Source organism: Deltaproteobacteria bacterium, assembly GCA_005879535.1.
GTDB lineage: Bacteria > Myxococcota > Myxococcia > Myxococcales > 40CM-4-68-19 > 40CM-4-68-19.
The window spans coordinates 1-19,526 of sequence record VBKI01000034.1 but is presented as its reverse complement, the minus strand read 5'-3'; the positions used below and the strand labels follow the sequence as shown (position 1 = coordinate 19,526).

Sequence of the window (19,526 nt, the reverse complement as noted above, 5' to 3'; positions counted from 1 at the left end):
GCGGCGCGCAGCGTCCGGTAGAGAGAGAAGCCGTCGCAATCGGGCAGCTCGAATCGTTGCGAGAGGACCACCTGGAAGATGTCGCCGGCGCGGATGTACTCCAGCGCGCGGCGGACCGCGGCCTTGAACTGCTTCTCCCCGCCGGCCACAGGCACCGGTTCCGGCAGTCCGCCGCGAAGGAAGCGCGCGCCGTTGCGACGGTCGCTGAAGAGCCTGGCGCCGAGCGATTGCGCCGCAGGCGTGCGCAGGGCATTCGGAAAGCGCCCGAGCGAGAAGCCCTCCAGCACCCGCCGCGCCAGCGATTGCGCCCGGTGCTCGGCGTCGGTCCCGATGGCCACCGCCCAGGTGCGGCCCTGACGGTGATCGAAGGCGATCACTTCGCGCACGAGCAGGAGCTCCGCCTCGGGAAAGAGCGGATCGGCGCCGAGGCGCTGCGGCAGCCGTTCGGTCCAGGCGGCGCTCCCCCAGCCGAGATAACCGACGTAGCCTCCGGAAAACGGCGGCAAGTCTTCGCTGCGCTCTACGCGTTCCGCGTCCAGGGCGCGCCGGAGCGTCTGCAGCGGATCCGCGTCTCGGCGGAGCGAGAGACGCGCGCCATCGCCCCCGACGCCCACGTAGCTGTATCGTCCGAGCGCTCCTTCGAACAGGAACGCGTCCTGCTGTTGCTTTTCGTCGAGGAGGCAGAAGACGCCGAAAGGCGTCAGCAGATCACCGGGAAGCTCGACGGCTGCGGGAGGAGAAGCGCCTCCAAAGCCGACTCCGGGAAAAGGTCCGCATGTAGGGGAGACTAAAGCGCATCAACCTGCTTTGGCAAGGCGAATCCCCGGGACGTCGTCCGCGCATGATAGAAGCGCCCCATGGTGACGCCCGCGCGGCGCATCGCGGGGGAGGTCCTCATGCGCGTCGCGCAGGGAGGGGCGTTCGCCAACCTGGCGCTCGATTCCGCGCTGCGGCAGGCGGGCGTTCTCGAGCCGCGCGAGGTGGCGCTGGCGACGGAGCTGACCTACGGGACGCTGCGCTGGCAACTCCAGCTGGACCGGGCACTTTCGGCGCACAGCGACCGGGCGCTCGACGATCTCGACGAGCCCGTCCGGGTCGCGCTGCGCCTCGGCGCGTTCGAGCTGCTGCATCACGAGAAGGTGCCGGCCCGGGCAGCGGTCAACGAGGCGGTCGAGCTGGCGAAAGAGCTGAAGGCCGCGCGCGCGACGGGCTTCGTCAACGCCGTCCTGCGGAGGCTGTCGGAGACGCGGGCCTCGCCGCCGCCACCTTCATCGGAAGTCGATCCGGTCGGGCATATGGCGGCGCTGACGTCGCACCCGCGCTGGATCGTGGAGCGGTGGATGCGGTGGCTGGGTCCGGCTGAGGCGGAGCAACTGTGCCTGGCAAATCAGCAGCAGGCCGCCGCCACCATCCGCGTCGCCCGCCGCAGGGCCACGCCGGCGCGCGTCCAGGAGGTGCTGCGCGAGTCGGGGATCGATTCGCGCCCCGGCCGCTACAGTCCGGACGCGCTGGTCCTCGCCGACGGCGCGCCGCCTGCGCTGGACATCGATGGACACGAGCAGGGCCTCTTCCAGGCCCAGGACGAAGCCGCGCAACTCGTCTCGCTGTTCGCCGCACCCGGCAGGTCGGCCCGTGTGCTGGACGCCTGCGCCGCCCCGGGCGGCAAGGCATGCCATCTGGCGGAGATCGCCGGAGAAGGGTCGGTGCTGGCCGTCGATCTGCACACCAAGAAGGCCGCTGCCATCGCCGAGTCCGCACGGCGGCTGGGGCTGGACAACCTCGAAGCGCGCCCCGCCGACGCCACGCTCCCCATTCCTGACGTCGCGTTCGAGAGCTTCGATCTGGTGCTGCTGGATGCTCCCTGCTCAGGGCTCGGAACGCTGCGCCGCCATCCCGAAGTGAAGCTGCGTCGCACGCCGGAAGACGTCGATCGGCTGGCACAGGTCCAGGCGCGTCTGCTCGCGGCGGTGCAGCGATACGTCCGCCCCGGCGGCCTGCTCGTCTACGCGCTCTGCACGCTGACTCCGGAGGAGTGCGACGAGCAGGTTCAGCGCTTCCTGGGGGCGTTCAGCCAGTTCGAGCTCGACCGGCCTCCGCCGTCGTTTCCGGCGGACTGCCTGGACCGCGACTTCCTCCGTACATTGCCGCATCGCACGAGCACCGACGGTTTCTTCGCTGCCCGCTTGAGGAGAACCGCATGACCGACGTTCTGATCGCGCCCTCCCTGCTCTCGTGCGATCTGTCGCGCATCGGCGAGGAGATCCGCGCGGTCGAGCAGGCCGGCGCCGATCTCATCCACGTCGACGTAATGGACGGCCGCTTCGTCCCCAACCTGACCTGGGGACCGCCGGTGGTCGCCGCGATGAAGAAGCACGCGAAGACCCCGCTCGACTGCCACCTGATGATCGTCGAGCCCGAGAAGTACGTCGACGCTTTCGCGAAAGCGGGCGCGGCGAACATCACCGTCCACGTGGAAGCCTCGGTGAACCTCCACCGCACCCTGCAGCAGATCAAGGCCACCGGCGCCAGCGCGGGCGTCACGCTCAATCCGCACACGCCGCCGGACCATCTCGAGTACGTGCTCGACGAAGCCGACATGGTGCTGGTGATGACCGTCAATCCCGGCTTCGGCGGCCAGAGCTTCATCGAGGCATGCCTGCCGAAGATCGAAAAGCTCGCCGGCTGGATCCAGCAGCGCCGCCTGAAGACGAAGATCGAGGTGGACGGGGGCATCGCGCCGGACACGGCGAAGCGAGTCGTCAGTGCGGGTGCGACGGTGCTGGTCGCAGGGACTGCGATTTTCGGCCGCCCCGACTACAAGCAGGCGATTCGTGCACTTCGTGACGCAGCGCGCTAAATTCTTTGCGCCTGGGCCAATGCCGTGTAACGCTCTGCGGCATGGAGAACAACGTCACGAGGCTGCCGAAGGCAGATAGTCCGAGGCCCGTCGTCGCGCTGGTCGCCCACGATCGGCGCAAGGACGAGATGGTCGAGTGGGCCATGTTCAACCGCGGCACGCTGTCGCGCTGCACGATCTATGCGACCCGGACCACGGGCCTGACGCTGCAGGCGGAGCTCGATACCCCGATCCAGCTGATGCTGTCCGGTCCAATGGGCGGCGACGCTCAGCTCGGTACGCTGATCGCCGAGGGGCGCATCGATGCGGTGTTCTTCTTCTGGGACCCGCTCACGCCGCAGCCGCACGACGTCGACGTGAAAGCGCTGCTCAGGCTGGCGGTGTTGTACGACGTTCCCATCGCCTGCAACCGCAGCTCCGCCGATCACATGATCAGCTCGCCCTTGTTCGTGATGCCGGAAAAGTATCGGCAGGACCGCGGGCCGCCGAGCTTCGTCCCTTGGGCGCGTCAATGAAGCGTGCGTTCGGGCTTGGTGGCGACCAGCGCCCAGAACTGCTTCGGGGATAGACCCAGCGCGCGCTCCGAAAGGGGCGCCCACTGCAGGCCGTGGACGCTCGCGAGATCCAGCTTTCCCTCGACCAGCTTCTCGATCTCGCTGCGCAGCCACGCGCGCCGCGCGAGGGCCAGCCCGTGCGAGGCGAACAGGGCCTGCAGCGCGGGCAGGGACGCCCGCGTGGTGGACAGCGCCTGGCTGTTCACGTCGAGGCAGAGCGCTTCGCTGAGCGGGACGATGCGCCCCGTCAGCCCGCTGCGCGCCGCCTGCGCCTGGAGATCCTTGAAGCTGACGCTGTTCGGCGTCGCTTCCGCCTTGGGGTCGCCGTAGTCGGCGACGATCAGGACACCCCCCGGGGCGAGCGCACCGGCGGCGTCGGCGACCAGGCGGAGCAGCCCGCTGTTCTTTCCGTCGGAGAAGCCGAGCTGCGCGCCGATCTCGTTGACCACCGCCGCGCGGTACGACTCCGCCTGCTGGACGCGCGCAATGTTCGTCTCCACGCGCGCGTCCGGCAGCTCCATGGCGAGCCCGAGCGAGAGCACCTGGTGCGGAGCCGGAACGCCGTCGAACGCGCCGCGGCGGCGCAACTCGTGCGCCATCGCCTGCGCATAGGTGCGCCCGCCAAGGCTCGGATGCGGCGTCGCGAACAGCGACGCGAAGGTCGGTTCCTCCTCGAGTTTTGGCTGCGGCGGGGCACCGCCGACCGCGTAGAGCCGGACGTCCGGGATCTCCGGGTACGGCATGGTCGACTCGGCCGCGGCGTTCAGCTGGACGCCGCCCTGGGAGACGGGTTTGGCGAGGACCTTCAGCGCCGCCACGTCGGCCCGCGCCAGGCGCAGCAGTGCCTCGAGCGGCGCGTATCCGGCGTCGCCGAGCACCTGTCCCAGCGAACGTTCCCCGTCGCAGCGGAGAAACAGCCGCGACGTCATCTCGTCGAGCGGCAGCGCAGTGCCCGCGCGCGTGTAGACGATGACCCCTTTTCCGTTGCGCTCGAAGACTGCTCCGCGCGGAACCCGCGGAAACCCGGCGAGCAGCGGGGACATCTCGTCCGGCCGTTGCTGCCCGCTGGTCTGCACGAGAAAGCGCCGCGCCCGGAGGATGCCCGTGTACTCCTGCGCCTGGTCCCGCGAGAGTCCCGGCGGCGGATCCTGCTCCTTCTCGCGCGGCGGATCGAACGAGAGGAGCAGCGCGAGCACGTCGCGGCTCATCTCGGCAACGTCCCCGGTGAGGCCGTGCCAGACGAACGCAGCGTCTCCGCGCGCGTGGAACGAGAGATGATGCGAGAGCGCCAGGATCGTCACGGCGGCGCAGGATGCTCCGGGCGTCGGTCCGCGGCAAGCAGCGGCCGGTCGGCTCCACGCGGGATTGACGCGTCCCACCCTTCCTGTTACTTCCTCGCGCCCCTTCGCGGGGGACTGCTTTTCGGGGAGTGGCTCAGCCTGGTAGAGCACCTGGTTCGGGACCAGGGGGTCGCAGGTTCAAATCCTGTCTCCCCGACCAATCTACGGCCGCGGCCCGGGCGTCACGAAGCACGGCCGCGGCCTTCGTTTTGCGTCTCGGCGACGCGGCGACCGAGGCGGCGCTCAGGGCGGAAGCGATGTGAGCTCGATGGTGTGGGGCGCGCCGATGATTCCGCCGGCAATCGCGAAGAGCAGCGCGCCGGAGATGCCGAAAACGGTGACGACTGCCGATCGTACGAACCCGGCCGTCTCCTCGCCGTGGACACCGGCGGCGACGACGGCGCCGAGCACGACGCCCGTGGCGAGACCGACGCCCGCGCCGGCGAGTGCGCCGTGGCCGTGGTACCGGACGGTGATGCGCTCGACCGCCTCCGGCGGCGCGCGGACGCGCTGCCCCCGCTTCGCCTCGTCGGTCCATTCGATAGCATCCGACGACACGACGACGTCCTCGCCGCCGCGGCAGCAGGGCTCCTTGCGCAGCTGGATGGCGGCGCCCTTTTCTTTCACTTCGTCGTTGATGAACGCGACGTCGGGCGGCGTGAGCGGCAGCGACACCGCGCGGGTCGTCGAGCAGCCGATCAGCGCGAAAAGGATCGGGAGCAGTCTCATCGACCGTGACGACCCACGCCGGGAGTCGACGGTCACCCGTCCTCATCAGCGGGCAGATCAAAACCGGCGCGCTCTGGCGCAGCGAGCGCAACGGGAGGTACGATCGGCTGATGGAGATCGCTATCCGGGCCACGACGCGTTCTCTCGCTTCGAGGCGCTAGGTGCCACGTGAGTGGGCCTCTTGTCGTCCCGCTATCCACGCTCGGCGCGCAGGACCTCGCCGTCGCCGGCGGGAAAGGCGCGAGTCTCGGCGAGCTCATCCACGCCGGCTTTCCCGTTCCCGACGGCTTCGTGATCACGACGGACGCGTACGCCGCGGCCGCGAGCGCTGCGAGCGTCGATCCGATGGACCCGATCGCTGCGCGCGCGCGGCTGCTGGAGACGGCTGTTCCCCCCGAGATCGCGACCGCGGTGCGTGATGCGTATCGCGCGCTGGGCGGGCGTGTCGCGGTGCGCTCGTCCGCGACCGCGGAGGATCTTCCGGAGGCGAGCTTCGCCGGCCAGCAGGACACGATCCTCGATGTCGATGGCGAGGCCGCGCTCCTGAACGCGATGCGCCGGTGCTGGGCGTCGCTCTGGAATGACCGCGCCGTGTCGTATCGGACCACGCACGCGGTCGATGGGCGCGCGCTCGGACTCGCCGTCGTCGTGCAGCGGATGGTCCCCGCACAGGTCGCCGGCGTCCTCTTCACCGCGGACCCGATCACCGGACGCCGTCGGCGCGCCGCCATCGATGCGGTTCGCGGTCTCGGCGAGCAGCTCGTCTCGGGCGCGGTGAATCCGGACCACTACCTCGTCGATGTGAAGACCGGCGCGGTCCTCGAGCGGCGCGGCGACATCGTCGACGACACCCGCCTTCGCGAGCTCGCGGCCATTGGCGCCCGCATCGAGGCGCACTACGGCAAGCCGCAGGACATCGAGTGGGCGATCGACGGCGAGAAGGTGTGGATCGTGCAGTCGCGCGACATCACGACGCTGTATCCGATCCCCGCGAGCGCCCCCGATCCGGAGCGCGACCTGCGCGTCTACCTCTCGGCCAACGTCGCGCAGGGTGTCCTCCAGCCTTTCACGCCGATGGGCATCCAGACCTTCCGGCTGCTGGGCGCGGCGTTCGCGTCGGCGGTCGGGAGGCCCCTTGCCGATCCGGCAGCGGGGACCTCCGTCATCGCCGACGCCGGCCTGCGCCTATGGATCGATCTCACCGGGGTGTTCCGGAACTCGTCGGCGCGGGAAATACCGGTCCGGGTGCTGTCGATCATGGAAGCGCGGAGCTCGGCGATCTTCGCGCGGCTGCTGGACGATCCGCGCCTCTCACCGCGCGGCGGCTCGCGCCTGCGCTCGCTCGCGTCAATTCTTCACGCGGTCATGCATGCGGGAGTGCCGCCGTGGGTGATCCGCGCGCTCCTTCGTCCCGAAACGACGCGCGACCAGATCCTGCGCGACATCGACGCGATCGTCACGCGCGACGCCGGACCGCTCACGACTCCGGTCGAGCGGCTCGACGACTTCGAGCGACTGCTCATCGCGACACCGCCGCGCATGTTCCCGCGGCTCGTCGCGATGGTCGGCGCCGGGTTGATCTCGTACAACCTCGCCGCGCGGCTGCTTCGCGGTGTCGCGAGCGACGACGAGATGCGGACCGTGCTGCGGGGCCTGCCATTCAACCCGACGACCGAGATGGACCTGGAGCTCTGGGCCATCGCCCTTCGCACTCGGGACGACGCCCCGACGCGAGCAGCACTCGCGGACCGGGCGCCGGCCGAGCTCAGCGCGGCCTTCCGTCGCGGCGCGTTACCGCCGCTGCTCCAGCGCGAGCTCGAGACGTTCCTGGTGCGCTATGGGCACCGCGCGATCGCCGAGATCGATCTCGGGTTGCCGCGCTGGTCGGAAGATCCATCACATCTTCTTGGCGCGATCGCGAATTACCACCGCCTCGACGCGGCTGCCTTGGCGCCTGACGCGCAGTTCGCGCGTGGTGCGCGCGAGGCGGAGGCGACGATCGCGACGCTGCTGTCCCGCGTTCACGGTCCGCGCCGCCTTCTCGCCCGCAAGCTCCTGCGCCGGGTCCGTGCCCTCGCCGGCGCGCGCGAGGCGCCGAAGTTCCACGTGGTCCGCGTGTTCGCGCAAGGCCGAGCGATCCTCGCGCCGGTCGGCGTGGCGCTTGCCGCCGAAGGCCGCGTCGCCGCGGCGGACGACATCTGGTTCCTCACGCTCGCCGACGCGCGCCGCGCGCTGGCTGGCGAGGACATGCGCCAGCGCGTCGCCGAGCGCCGGGCGGAGTACCGTCGCGAGGAGCGGCGGCGTCACGTGCCACGCGTGCTTCTATCCGATGGGACCGATGCCGAGGCTGCGTTCACATCGCCCGCCGCGGACGGCGCGATCCGGGGCACACCGGCGTCGCCAGGCACCGCGCGCGGCGTCGCGCACGTGATGTTCTCGCCGGCGGGGGCGCGGCTCGAACCTGGCGAGGTCCTCGTCGCGCCAGCGACCGACCCCGGATGGACGCCGCTCTTCCTCACGGCGAGCGCGCTCGTGATGGAGATGGGCGGGATGATGTCGCACGGCGCAGTCGTCGCGCGCGAGTACGGAATCCCGGCCGTTGTGGGCGTTCCGGACGCGACGACGCGGATCGCGACGGGGGAACGGATCGTGGTCGACGGCTCGGCCGGCACGGTCGCGCCCGAAGGACGCGAAGAACATTAGAGGTCCCGCTTCGGCCCGGCGGCGTCCCTGGAACCCAGGCGACATCGGGCTCATGTGGTTGGGAGACAGGATTTGAACCTGCGACAGGACCTGATCGACTGTCGTCAATGCGGTCGGACTTCGCCAACCGCGCCCGCTCTGCCGCGGGACGGAACGGCCATGAACTTCTTATGCGGAGGTCACTCGGCCGCCGTCTTGACCGGCCGGCGCTCCGATCCGCTCATCATTCTACCCGTCGACGTGCCTTCACCGAGTTACTTTCCCAAAACGGTTACTTCAAGCGCATCGGCTCGCGGTAACCGCCTAATTTGGGCTCCATCGTCCTTGCGCGCGCGTATATCTCTTAAGCGCTCGGCGCTCGTCGCCGCTCTTCAGGAACTAGTGGCGCTCCGTCTCGCCGACGGTCGTGTCGAAGCTGCGCTGCGTCGCCGGAGAGCCCGCATTCGTCGCCAGCGGCCCGGTCTCGGCGCCGCGCGACTCGCTCCCGATCCGCGCGAGGCGCAGATGGTTGTGCACCTCCCGCACGCCGAACACGCTGTCCGCGATGTCCTCGATTACCCGCTTCTCGACCCGCGTCGAGACCCGGCCCGAAAGCGTCACCACACCGCCGTTCACCTCGATCTCGACGTCCTGCGGGTCGAGCGCGGCGAGCGAAATGCGGTGCCACACGTCGTCGAGGATCCGCTCGTCAGGCCGGCGATACCGCGGCGGCAGATTGCGACGCACTGTCGCTGCCGCGCGCTGGTCCTGGTCCTCCAGCGCCGACGCCATCTGCTCCCCGCGTCCGCGGACGGCGCGGCCGATCTCCGCCGTTCCTCCGCTCACCCTGCCGCCGAACCACGTCCCCCACTGCTGGAGCGTGTTGCCGACCCAGCCGGCGCCCGCGCGGACGCCCGCGCCCAGCCAGCCGAGGATGCCGCCGCGCCAGGTGTGCTCGCCAGGGCCCATCTTGCGACGCGGCTCGTAGCCATAACCCTCGTAGCCAAACCGCTCGTACGGGTAACGCCCATACGGATAGCCAAAGCGCTCGTACGTGCGGAAGTCGTCCCCGTAACCGTATTCGCCCCACTGCTGCCAGTCGTTGATCGCCATCGCTGTGCCTCCTCCGTGCCGAGAATGCAGACCCGCTCGTCCGCCAGCGGCGGTCTCACCTTCGGGTGATTTGGTGCGGTGCGTCGCCGCAAAAATACGCGGCCGACGCGCGACGGCAAGAGAGAGCCGGGCAAGGTTAAGCCCGCCCGGCCTACGGCAGGGCAGCGACGTCAGTGCACCGCTTGCGCGACCTGGCTTCCGGGTGCGCGCCAGAGGCCAGTGCGTAGGAATCGTGGTTCGCGCGCCGTAATGCGCTCCTCGCCTCGCGCGCAGGCGAGATCTTAGGTGCGATGGTCCGCAGCACTCCGAGGTGCGCCGCGAACGGCAGCTCGAACATCTGCTCGATGATCGCTCGATCGATTCCTCCGGCTTTCCCTGCGGCTCCGACGGGACGGTCTCCGTGGCTGTGCGATCTGCCTGTCTCCCGCTCGCAGGTGACCGGCCGACGCCGACGTTGCGGGGGGCTTCCCGCTCTCGCCGATGGATCCGGAAACAGGCGCGGCCGGCGCGCGCGATCGAGCAGCTCGCGCACTCGATGGCGGACACTACGCAAACGGCACGCACCATGACACACCTGCGTGGCTTGCAGACCTTCCCGTAAAGCGTCTTAGCATTTTTCAAATGCGCGGCAACGAAAGTTCGGGAGGCGGTTCTGGCCCGGGCGGAAACCGCCCGGAGAAAATGCGATGAAAACCATTCGCCATTCGTCGAACGTGCTCGTCGGACTTCTCGCCGCGCTGGCAGCTTGCGGCGGCGGCAGCAACAGCGGCGTGGCCGCGGTCCAATTGCAGTCAACGAACACGAATCCGCGCGTGGGCGAAACCACTCATGTCGGCGCTACGCCGGTCGACGCGCACGGCATCACCGTACAGGGCGTCGTCTGTGCGTTCACCTCCAACAGTCCGGGAGTGGCCGCGATCGACGCGACCAGCGGAGCGGTGGCAGCGCTTTCCGTCGGGGTCGCGATCATCACCGCGACGTGCGGCGGGAAGTCGGCCACGGTCGACATCACCGTCCAGCCGAACGAGGTGACGTTGACCATCCAGAAGCAGGGCAATGGCAACGGAGCGGTGTTCGCCAATCCTCCGGGCAGCCCAAACTTCGTGCCGGGTACGAGCATCCAGATCACCGCCACCGCCAACTCCGGTTCGATCTTCAGTGCCTGGGGCGGCGCGTGCGCTGGAGTCCCGTCCAACAGCCCCTGCGATCTGGTGATGAACGCCGACAGCACGGTGACCGCCACCTTCGATCTGTCGGAGACGTTCGTCAGCAATACCTGGAGCGCCTCGCTTGGCACCGTCACCGACAGTATCGGCTGTCGGTACGCCATCTCCGCGTCGGGCGTGATGACGTTGAACGTCGTCGAGAACTTGAATGGCACCATGAGCGGGACCGGAAGCACCACCGCGCACATCGGCATCGTCACCGTGTACACTCCTCCTTACGACACTTGCACGGCGCTGCCATTCGACACTAGCGGGACCGGCAACATCAGCGGTAGCGATGCTAGCTTCACGGCGTCGCTGAGCAGCTCGGGGGGAAACTTCAGCATGACGTTCACCGGCACGCGCTCCGGCACCACGATCACCGGCTCGGCCACGGTCAGCCAGACGCTGCGCGATGGCTCCGGGACGGCCTATCCGACATCCGGGACGACTGGCAGCTTCACCGCGACAAAGCAGTAGCCGCATCTCGTCAGATCCGGGAGCGCGCGGATGCTATCGAGGCGGCATGCGCCGTCTCCCGGACTTCCTCACCGCGGTGCGCGTGGCGAACTCCCGCCTGCGCCTTTTGTTCGGGATCGGCCTGCCGCTGGGAGAGTTGACGCGAGGTGAACTTCCCCAGCGTGATGGGTTGCCGACCTCAGTGCCCCCCGGGGGCTGTGCGACCGCCCACGCCCGGCTGCGCGACCAGGTGCGCCAATACGTCAAGAATCCGCCGGCAACTCGCGCACCACCGGCGCACCAAACGGCGTCTCAACGGGTCCGCGCTCTGCTACGGTATCCGAAGTCGGTGCTTTTCCCTCACCCGTACTTTCCAGAGGTTGCGCCGGCGTGCTAGCCGAGGCCACGCCGTGGGATTCCTCTTGTGCCCGTTCGGGACCAGGGGGTCGCAGGTTCAAATCCTGTCTCCCCGACCAAACAAACTTCAAAGAAGTACGGCGAGATCGGCTGGGGACGCGAAAGCGCCCCCAGCTATCGTGCTGGTGCCGTGGGCGCGAACACGCAAGAACGCGGTGGTGCACTGACGGTCTTTGAAGGCGTGGTCAACCCCGATCGGCTCGCCCTTGGCGGCGCACGGCATGAGAGAGCCTGGCTTCGCGCTGGGGGTCCGCCTCGGTTATTGTCGCGCCCTCGGCTTGCGGAGGCGGTTTCCTGGTAGCCGTCACCGCCGACTAACGGCTGTGCGCAAGCAACGCAAGCAACGCGATCGCGGCAACGGCCGTGATCCCGACCAGGATCAAGTAGGCGAGATGCAGCCTGCGGTGCCTGCGCGGCCCGGCTTCGTCCACGTGTCCCATTTCCTCCCTCAGCGTGGTGGGGCTCGCGTTCACGGCGACACTCCACGGACACTCCCCCTGCCCATGCCGGCAGCACCGGCGTCAGGAGTGCCCGACTACTAGACCGTCCTGGTAGCCCTCGCGGAACAGGATTCTATTCGTCGCCGCCGCCGTATCCGAATAGGTCGGCGGGGTGAACTTTCAGGTAGCCTCCCTTGGATGCGTCGCGGCTTTGCACCGTTTCTCGTACTTGTTCTCCTCTTTTCATGCGCTTCGGCGCGACATTCGGGTCCTGCGTCGACCGGCGATTCCTGCGGCGTGCAGGGAACCTGGAGCGGTTCGTTTGCGATCGAAGGAAATGGTATCGGCGGACCTCCCCGAGCAGACACACTCGACCTGCGTCTCGTGCTCATGGACTCGGCGGCGAAGGTATTTTCGAAGGAACAAGGGACCTGGATGGAGGACAAGCCGGGCCGCTTCTCGTTGCGGTGCGCTGGCCCGAACGCGGTCATCGCTGCGATCGACAGTGACCGCGACAGCGATGGTATCTGGTACGAAAGCTGGGTCATCACGTTGACGGTCATCGATGCGGACCGCGCTCTCGTGCGCTGGCTGCGCATGGTCAACAACACCAATCTGCCGCTCACGAACCCATCGAGCAGGTTCAGCTACCAAGGTGTCGGCGTGCTGCAGCGCGGTCCTGCACCCCTCAACGCGGAGCGCGCGAAGCCAGAGACAATCGGCGAGCTACTGTCGGCCTTGTGTGACGGTGGCGATGCAAAAGCCTGCCATACGCTCGCGCGTGCGATAGACAACGACGATCCAACGCGCGCGGGAGAGCTTCGGAAGAGAGCTTGCGACCTTGGCGACCGCTCGGCCTGCGAGGCCCGATAATATCGGCCGAGCAGATTCAACTCCTGCAGGGTTTCTACGCTCGCAGTCGTTCCGGAGCTATGGAGCCGCGCCCTCCCGAGAAGTCGCGGCGGGTGATGGGAGCAATGCAATCAAAAGGAGAGGATCGACATCAACCTTGAAGCAGGCTTACGCTTGGGGGTGCTGACCGATTAAGATGGTCCTCCTCCGGCGCCGGGCGCCCTCCCTCGGAGAATCGAATGCAGGACTCCTTTGCCTTCACCGACACTTCACCCGTCTACCAGCCGCCCGTCCACCACCTGCAGTTCCACGGTGACGGAACCAGCTTGTTCCTGCTGATTCTCAAGAACCTCTTCCTCACCGTGATCACGCTCGGCGTCTACGCGGCGTGGGCCAGGGCCGAACGCCGCAAGTACATGTGGAGCAGCACGGAGATCGCAGGGCAACGGCTCGTGTTCACCGGCACCGGGCTCGAGCTGTTCAAAGGCTACCTGAAAGTCCTTGCCGTGTACGTCGCGTTCCTCGCGCTTCCGGTGATTGCGAATCTCATTATTCCGGGTTCCCGAGTGATCCTCCAGATCATGCTGTCGGTTGCGGTCCTCGGACTCATTCCGTTCGCCGTCTACTGGTCGCGCGCCTACCTGCTCAGCCGAACCCGGTGGCGCGGCCTCCACTTCGGCCTCGAGCGCGGAGCAGGCCCGTATGCCAAGGCGTTCATCGGGGGCTACCTGCTGACGCTGCTGACGCTGGGAATCTATGCGCCTGCCTGGCTCAATCGGCTGCGCGGCATCCTCTTGAACAATACCCGGTTCGGCACCGAGCGGTTCTCCTACGACGGCAGCAATGCCGACGCGTTCTGGATCGGATTCAAAGGCTTCCTGTTCTCGGTGCTCACGCTCGGCATCTACTACTTCTGGTACGCTGCCGAGATGAATCGCTTCGTCCTCTCCCATACGTCCTTCATGGGCGCGCGGGGAAGGAGCGATCTGACCGCCGGGGATATGTTCGCGATCCTGGTCGGCTCCGTGCTGGGAACCGCGCTCACGCTCGGCATTGCCTTTCCCTGGATCGTGGTGTGGTCCATGCGCAAAATGCTCGACCGGATCACCTTCGTCGGCGAAGTGGACTTCGCGCTCGTCGCGCAGCGCTCCAGCGCGGGGAATGCTGCCTCCGACGCCCTCGCGCACGACCTCGGCGTCGACCTGGCGCTTTGATGGGCGCCCTCCGCGCCGAGCTGATGGATGGCTCCAGCGGCCGCGCCCAGGCTGTCCAGGTGACTGCCCTGCCGGATCGATTGCTGATCCAATCGGAGAGCCAGGGCGAGCCCGAACCGTGGACCCTCGCGGGATTGCAAGTCGAACCGCTCCCCGGCGGCGTCCTGCACCTCACGCATCCTGCGCACCCTGGCGCGCTGCTCTCCTCATCCGACCCCGAGCTGCGCGACGTCCTGGTGGCCGCCGGTGCCACTCCTCGCTCGCCCGCGGCCCGGAGCTTGCTGCTGCGCGGCGCGTTCTATGCCGCGACCGTCGCGGGAGCGATCGCGCTCTTCCTCGCGCTGCTGCCAACGATGTCGGCGGGCATCGCGCGCCGCGTGCCGCTGTCGATCGAGGAACAGCTGGCTTTCCCCGTTCACAAGCTCCTGGAGAACCGCTACTGCCGGAGCGCCGGCTCCCGCCGCGCGCTCCTCGCCCTCGCCGGGTCCCTGCGACTCGCGGGCGATCCCGAGTTTGCCGGCGCGCGGTTCGAGATCGTCGACCTGACGATGGTGAATGCCTTCACCTTCCCAGGCGGAAGCATCGTCGTGACTCGCGGCTTGGTGGAGGAGGCGCAACGGCCCGAGGAGCTTGCGGGGGTCCTCGGGCACGAGCTCGAGCACGTGGCCCGGCGACACGTCATGGCGCAGGTCGTGCGCAGCGTCATCCTGACCACGGGGTGGCAACTCACGGCTGGCGATTTCGCAGGGCTGATGGCCATCGACCCTTCGACGACGCTGGAGATTGCCTCGCGGCGCTTCTCGCGCGACGCGGAGAAGGAGGCCGACGAAGGCGCGCTCCGCCGCCTGCAGCACGCCAATCTCTCGAGCCGCGGCCTGTCGGACTTTTTTGCCCGCATCGAGCGGAGCACCGACGTGGTTCCGGAATGGCTTTCCACGCATCCGGCAAGCGCTGCGCGGAAAAAGGCGCTGCTGGACGCGGACGCCGCCGTTGAGAGGTCACCCGGGGCGATCCCGCACCAGGACTGGCAAGCGATCAAGGACGCGTGCCGCGGCCGCCGCGCCGCCGAACCCGGTCAGGAAAACCGGCTTGGAGCCCGCGAATGAGGCCTGCCCCCGCAATCGTCGCGATGCTCGCCGCCTCCAACGCGGCTCCGCAACCGCAGCTTCCGGCTTCGGGCTCGCTGGATTCGATCGGCAGCCGCGGGCAGCGCACTGCCACCGTGCTCGCCAGTGGCCAGGTACTGATCGCGGGCAGCGTTTTCGGACAGTCTTCGAGCGCGTTGAGGGCTTTGGCGATGCGCACGCAGACCCCCTGCATGCTCCGCGCAAGATTTGCGCCGGCTGCTGTGTGAGATGGCGCGCTTCGTCTGGCACGGGGACGAGTCTTTCGCGTTGTTCAGGAGCACTCGCCCCCAGATCCGCTCGAACTGGGCGCCGCCCTCCGCTATCGACGTCTCGATGACCGTGCTTTGGACCACGAGTAGTAATCTTTAGGAACGTCCATGGTCTTGAGCTCGTGCCACGCCTTCACGGCATCGTGCCGGGTAGCATCTTTCTCCGCTGCCAAGAAATCGCTCATGAAGTTGATGTACCTACCGTGCGGGATTCGAGCGAAAGCGCCCTCCGTCTGATTGAGGCGCACGTACTCGGCGACGAGGTCTCCGTACGTGATCTTTTTGCCCTTCGGGATTTGTTCTTCCCGCCAGCGATTGAGCCGGTAACGGACGCCGGATCTCCGCTTGAAACCGGGCGCCAGTTTTCGTGCTTCGTGCTCCAGGAAATCCTTCGTCTCGTCATTCGTGTAGAACACGACCGGAAGGTCGAGGCGGAGGCCTCGCTCAACGTCCTTGAGCCCCGACGAGGAGAGGGTTCTCATTGTCGGCCTCGTCACCTCACCGGTCTCGAGAAAAAGTTTGATGGCCCTTTCGAGTTCGTCCTTACGCAGCTTGCCAACTGAAGGGACACCGATGTCGTCGGCGAACTCCTTGAGTTCGGTCGCGAGCCAGTAGCCGTTTTCGAACTCCTTCAGAGTCATCGATGGCGTGAGCTTCGTCTTCGATTTCATCGAGTCACCAACATCAAGGTTGCGAGATCACGACCCATCCGAAGGGGACGAGCTGACCTGCTTGGCCCAGTCTGCCCGCGAGAGACGATAAGGCACGTGCCGCTGTAGCGGGTGGCCGAACGGCGCGGCGTAAGGAATGCCGAAGCGGAACGCGATGACGTCGAGGTCCGGCACCATGGTCGCGCAAGTTGCTCGGGTGGCCGTGCCGAGCGCCGTCGAGGTTGCCGTCGTTGCCACGAGCGCCTTGACCAGAGCCAAGAAACCCACGCAGGAATCATATGCGCCGCGACAGTTTGTGGTCACCCGCCTGTGCGCTGGCCCGAGCGCACCCGCTGAAGCCTCGCTTCAACGAGACGGAGCTCTCCGTGCGGTTCCCGAACGGCTCAGTGATCTATCTGGTGGGCGCCGACTCCAATGAGGACGAGCGGCAGAAGCTGCTCGGCAGAAGTTCCTGCTGGTTGTAATCGACGAGGCCCAGGCCTTCGGAATCGACCTGCGGCAGCTCGTCTATGGGGTGCTCCTTGGAACAAGCAGCGCTGTGCTGCGTAGGATCCGGTGGGTCAGGGCGACCTTGGTTGCCTGCCGGCAGGAGGGTCTGATGGTGGATGCGCTTAGCCGAGCCGGTCGAGTCATCGGTGTTCTGATCGTCATACAGATGATCGGCGGCTTTCTGGTGAATTTCGTGCTGGAGGCGCCGCTTTTCGGTGCGCCAGGTTTCCTTCCCAATGCCGCTCCCCACTCGCACGCGATCGCGCTGGGCGCGCTCGTCGGACTTCTCATCGAGGCGCTGTGGGTCGGCATCGCCGTGACGGCCTTCCCTGTGTTCTACGAACGGGCTCCGGCGCGGGCGCTCTGGCTCCTCGCCTTGGCCGCGGTGATCCTGGCCCTCGCGGTGGTCGAGAACGCAAGCGTGATGTCCATGGTGACCGTCAGCGAGGCATATGCCAAGGCGAGTGCCGCCGAACGGGCACAGCTCGAGACAGTCCGGGTCGTCGTATCTTCCGCCCGCAATTGGGTGCATTACATGGCGCGAATGACCGACGGGCTCGCGATCTTCGTATTCTACGCCGCAGTGTACCGGCTGCGCGTGATCCCGCGCATTCTCGGCGGCTTCGGTATCGTCGCCGCCCTGCTACAGGTGATTGCGGTCGCCCTGCCTTTCTTTCATCGCGACGTCGTCTTTCCAATGCTTGCGCCACTCGGCTTGTGTCAACTGATCGTAGCGGTCTGGCTGCTCGTGAAGGGCTTCCGGGCTGAGCCGCGCAGTGCGATCGGATTAGGCAACGCTTGAAGGCTATCGGTCGGCGCCGCAGCTGTTGGGGCGGACGCAACCGAGCCGGCCCAGGGCCTATGCTAGCCGCACCCGAAGTTTAGAGGCGAGTGCCATTGCCTCGTTTTGCACTGCAGATTAGCGCCACCCGCCTCAGCATGGACTGTATTCATCACACCGTGCGTCGACTGAGCCTGTTCGGGTGACGGCCGTGGACCTAGCCTTCCAAATTGGGATGGCGCTGATGGAAATCATTGCTCGGGCACGGCGCGAGGTCTGAGCGATGGGGACCGCGATTCGCAGCGCGACTGCCGCCGATGCGCAAGGCATCCTCGATTGCCTTGCCATGGCATTCGCGCCTTACCGCAACTGCTACACGCCGTCCGGATACGCCGACACCGTCCTAGGGCCTGCGACCATCCACCAGCGGCTCGCCGCCATGACCGTGCTGGTGGCAGCGACCGACGCAGGGGAGATCGTCGGGACCATCGGATGCCAGGCGATGGCAGGGGGTGAGGGACACCTTCGCGGCATGGCGGTCTATCCGCTCTGGCAGGGCACCGGCACCGCCCAGCGGCTGCTCGACGCGGCGCTGGACGAGCTGCGCCGCCACGGCTGCCGCCGCGTCACGCTCGACACCACCGAGCCGCTCAGGCGCGCGATCCGGTTCTACGAGAGGAATGGATTTCGCCCCTCGGGCAACGTCGGTGATTTCTTCGGGATGCCGCTGGTCGAGTACGTCAAGAAGATTGGCCAGGTCGCCACGTCGTAATCGCCGATGGCAACTTCAGGGTACCGAGACGTCTGCTGTAGGAGGTACCTTGGTGGCGACTCCATAGGCGCGCCTCGGCACTACCGTGTCTTCCCGACCAATCTGCTGCCGCGGCCGCCTGGCGATCCTGCTTTCCGCGTGTGCCGCCCGCGAGGCGCTGACCCGCTACCCGCGCGCCGAAATCGATCAGCCGTATATGCTGCCGCAAGGCGTCAACACCTGGGTGGGTGCGGTCGTCGCGGAATTGTCGGCGTGCAGCAGGTTGGGCCGGTGAACACCAGTGCGCGACAATTTTCGTGGAGCGGACACCTCCTGGTGGGAGATGAACGGCGCCGGTTTGCTTCGTAAGAGACGCAGTGAGTGAAACGAGTGGAGGATGCGATGATGAGGACAATCGCGTTGGTCGTGATGGTGATAGGCATTGGCATGGTATGGGGCGGAACGGCAGATTCCAATACCGATCGTCTGGGGAATATGACGCAACTAGCGCCTGCGCAGGACCAGGACCCCTCATGTAAGGATGAAAGCGCAGCCGTACCCTCAAATTCGAGCTACCAGGCGAGTCGTTTGTGCAATGGGCATTACTGCCGACCCGACCAGTGTTGCATGCGGGGACGGTTTTGCGCCGACGCCGGAGACTGCATCTGACAGCAACCAAGTCGGCAGCATTGCGCTGAAGTTCACCAGCATCTCGGACCCCGATTGCAGTACGGGCGGTAAGGGTTACACATTTGCGGGTACACTCGACGCAATGCTGCCGTCACCGACTGGCAGGGGCGCAACCGTGGATGCGGACGTCTCGCGTCAAGGGCTACCCCCGCGCCACTCTCTCCTGCGGAGGCTCAGGCCCGGTCCGGTGCCGTCAAGAGGAGCGTCGTCCCGGCCCAGACGAAGAAGATCGACTGCCCCAGCACCAGCGCGCCGAATCGATGGACATCGAGCGGGGCGCCCGAGAAGACGAAAAGCGCGGAGACCACGCCGCACGCTACGCCGTAGATCGCAAGGGCGCGCGGCAGCGAATGTCCGCGCCACCCCGAGATCGACCAGAGGACGAGCGCCACCGACGTCGCGACGGCGAACATGCGCGAGAACGCCTGGTTCAGCGCGCGACTCACCATGAGCAATTCGCGCGATGCCGACTGCTGCAAGAGCGATGAGATCACGAGTCCGCTCATCGCGGTCGCGAGGACTGCCGCGACGAGTGCGAATGCCTGAAACACGACCGCGGACAGCGACCCGGTCCGGCGCGCGAGCGCGATCCCTCCCACCAGCGCGACCGGTGCAGCCAGCATCGCCAGCGCATGCACCGCCACGTTGAGGATGCGGACGTGCGGGTCGCCCATTTGATGCGGCACCGGGTGCAGCGCCATCGTGAGGACCCCTGCCACGTTCGCGAAGATCAGCGCGAGTCCACCCTTTCTTTCGTCGCTCATGCCTGCGAGACTAGCGCCCGGGCAGTCGCTGCGGGACGAACGTTTCGGGACGAAAGCGGGCGACATGTTCGACAACGATAAAGGGGTCGACCGCCGCATCCGCCGCACGCGCGATCGGCTGG

18 protein-coding genes and 1 tRNA gene are annotated in these 19,526 nt (G+C 67.2%); 12 read left to right on the top strand and 7 right to left on the bottom strand.

Features of this window, described 5'->3' with window-relative positions; all coding sequences use genetic code 11:
• The coding region (locus E6J58_02280) for a hypothetical protein (protein TMB42107.1) at window positions 1–614 on the bottom strand (614 nt) is incomplete at its 3' end.
• 243 nt (window positions 615–857) lie between these two features.
• Between E6J58_02280 and rsmB the strand changes: the two genes are divergently transcribed.
• From rsmB to E6J58_02265, 3 genes are read left to right on the top strand one after another with little or no spacing between them, the layout of a single operon-like run.
• Window positions 858–2,201, top strand: coding sequence for a 16S rRNA (cytosine(967)-C(5))-methyltransferase RsmB (rsmB, locus tag E6J58_02275; protein ID TMB42106.1), 1,344 nt, complete (start codon window positions 858–860; stop codon window positions 2,199–2,201).
• Window positions 2,198–2,857, top strand: coding sequence for a ribulose-phosphate 3-epimerase (locus E6J58_02270; GenBank protein TMB42105.1), 660 nt, complete (start codon window positions 2,198–2,200; stop codon window positions 2,855–2,857). The genes rsmB and E6J58_02270 overlap by 4 nt, the downstream gene beginning before the upstream one ends.
• A gap of 41 nt (window positions 2,858–2,898) precedes the next feature.
• A complete protein-coding gene (locus E6J58_02265) occupies window positions 2,899–3,372 on the top strand; it encodes a methylglyoxal synthase (protein ID TMB42104.1) in 474 nt (157 codons plus the stop codon).
• Here E6J58_02265 and E6J58_02260 read toward each other — a convergent pair.
• On the bottom strand, window positions 3,366–4,712 hold the full coding sequence (locus E6J58_02260) for a hypothetical protein (protein ID TMB42103.1): 1,347 nt from the start codon (window positions 4,710–4,712) through the stop codon (window positions 3,366–3,368). The genes E6J58_02265 and E6J58_02260 overlap by 7 nt on opposite strands.
• 122 nt (window positions 4,713–4,834) lie before the next feature.
• On the opposite strand from E6J58_02260, the gene E6J58_02255 reads away from it, so the two are divergent.
• Window positions 4,835–4,911, top strand: a tRNA-Pro gene (locus E6J58_02255).
• Window positions 4,912–4,994: 83 nt separating this feature from the next.
• On the opposite strand, the gene E6J58_02250 is transcribed toward E6J58_02255, so the two are convergent.
• Complete coding sequence (locus E6J58_02250; protein ID TMB42102.1) at window positions 4,995–5,480, bottom strand: hypothetical protein; 486 nt, start codon at window positions 5,478–5,480, stop codon at window positions 4,995–4,997.
• Window positions 5,481–5,648: 168 nt separating this feature from the next.
• Here E6J58_02250 and E6J58_02245 point away from each other — a divergent pair, with 168 nt between their 5' ends.
• Window positions 5,649–8,183, top strand: a complete 2,535-nt coding sequence (locus tag E6J58_02245) for a phosphoenolpyruvate synthase (GenBank protein TMB42101.1) — start codon at window positions 5,649–5,651, stop codon at window positions 8,181–8,183.
• 378 nt (window positions 8,184–8,561) lie between these two features.
• Here the strand turns inward: E6J58_02245 and E6J58_02240 are convergent, their stop codons facing one another.
• On the bottom strand, window positions 8,562–9,842 hold the full coding sequence (locus E6J58_02240; GenBank protein ID TMB42100.1) for a BON domain-containing protein: 1,281 nt from the start codon (window positions 9,840–9,842) through the stop codon (window positions 8,562–8,564).
• A 119-nt stretch (window positions 9,843–9,961) separates the two neighbouring features.
• Between E6J58_02240 and E6J58_02235 the strand changes: the two genes are divergently transcribed.
• The 4 genes from E6J58_02235 to E6J58_02220 all read left to right on the top strand — a co-directional run bounded on the left by E6J58_02235 (window position 9,962) and on the right by E6J58_02220 (window position 14,968).
• Window positions 9,962–10,960, top strand: a complete 999-nt coding sequence (locus E6J58_02235) for a hypothetical protein (GenBank protein ID TMB42099.1) — start codon at window positions 9,962–9,964, stop codon at window positions 10,958–10,960.
• Window positions 10,961–11,994: 1,034 nt separating this feature from the next.
• Complete coding sequence (locus E6J58_02230) at window positions 11,995–12,669, top strand: hypothetical protein (GenBank protein TMB42098.1); 675 nt, start codon at window positions 11,995–11,997, stop codon at window positions 12,667–12,669.
• Between the two features lie 218 nt (window positions 12,670–12,887).
• Complete coding sequence (locus tag E6J58_02225) at window positions 12,888–13,862, top strand: DUF898 domain-containing protein (GenBank protein TMB42097.1); 975 nt, start codon at window positions 12,888–12,890, stop codon at window positions 13,860–13,862.
• Window positions 13,862–14,968 carry a M48 family metallopeptidase gene (locus E6J58_02220; GenBank protein TMB42096.1) on the top strand — a complete coding sequence of 369 codons (1,107 nt, stop codon included), beginning with the start codon at window positions 13,862–13,864 and terminating at the stop codon, window positions 14,966–14,968. The genes E6J58_02225 and E6J58_02220 overlap by 1 nt, the downstream gene beginning before the upstream one ends.
• A 340-nt stretch (window positions 14,969–15,308) precedes the next feature.
• On the opposite strand, the gene E6J58_02215 is transcribed toward E6J58_02220, so the two are convergent.
• The gene (locus tag E6J58_02215) at window positions 15,309–15,929 is read right to left on the bottom strand and encodes a hypothetical protein (protein TMB42095.1); all 621 of its coding nucleotides are present in this window, start codon (window positions 15,927–15,929) and stop codon (window positions 15,309–15,311) included.
• A 27-nt stretch (window positions 15,930–15,956) separates the two neighbouring features.
• Window positions 15,957–16,196, bottom strand: a complete 240-nt coding sequence (locus E6J58_02210; protein ID TMB42094.1) for a hypothetical protein — start codon at window positions 16,194–16,196, stop codon at window positions 15,957–15,959.
• An 11-nt stretch (window positions 16,197–16,207) separates the two neighbouring features.
• Between E6J58_02210 and E6J58_02205 the strand changes: the two genes are divergently transcribed.
• From E6J58_02205 to E6J58_02195, 3 genes are all read left to right on the top strand, one after another.
• A complete protein-coding gene (locus E6J58_02205) occupies window positions 16,208–16,393 on the top strand; it encodes a hypothetical protein (protein TMB42093.1) in 186 nt (61 codons plus the stop codon).
• A 134-nt stretch (window positions 16,394–16,527) separates the two neighbouring features.
• Entirely contained in the window at window positions 16,528–17,220 is a 693-nt protein-coding gene (locus E6J58_02200) for a DUF4386 family protein (GenBank protein ID TMB42092.1), read from the top strand.
• A gap of 262 nt (window positions 17,221–17,482) precedes the next feature.
• Complete coding sequence (locus E6J58_02195) at window positions 17,483–17,971, top strand: GNAT family N-acetyltransferase (protein ID TMB42091.1); 489 nt, start codon at window positions 17,483–17,485, stop codon at window positions 17,969–17,971.
• A gap of 842 nt (window positions 17,972–18,813) precedes the next feature.
• On the opposite strand, the gene E6J58_02190 is transcribed toward E6J58_02195, so the two are convergent.
• On the bottom strand, window positions 18,814–19,404 hold the full coding sequence (locus E6J58_02190) for a hypothetical protein (protein ID TMB42090.1): 591 nt from the start codon (window positions 19,402–19,404) through the stop codon (window positions 18,814–18,816).
• Window positions 19,405–19,526: the final 122 nt, after the last annotated feature.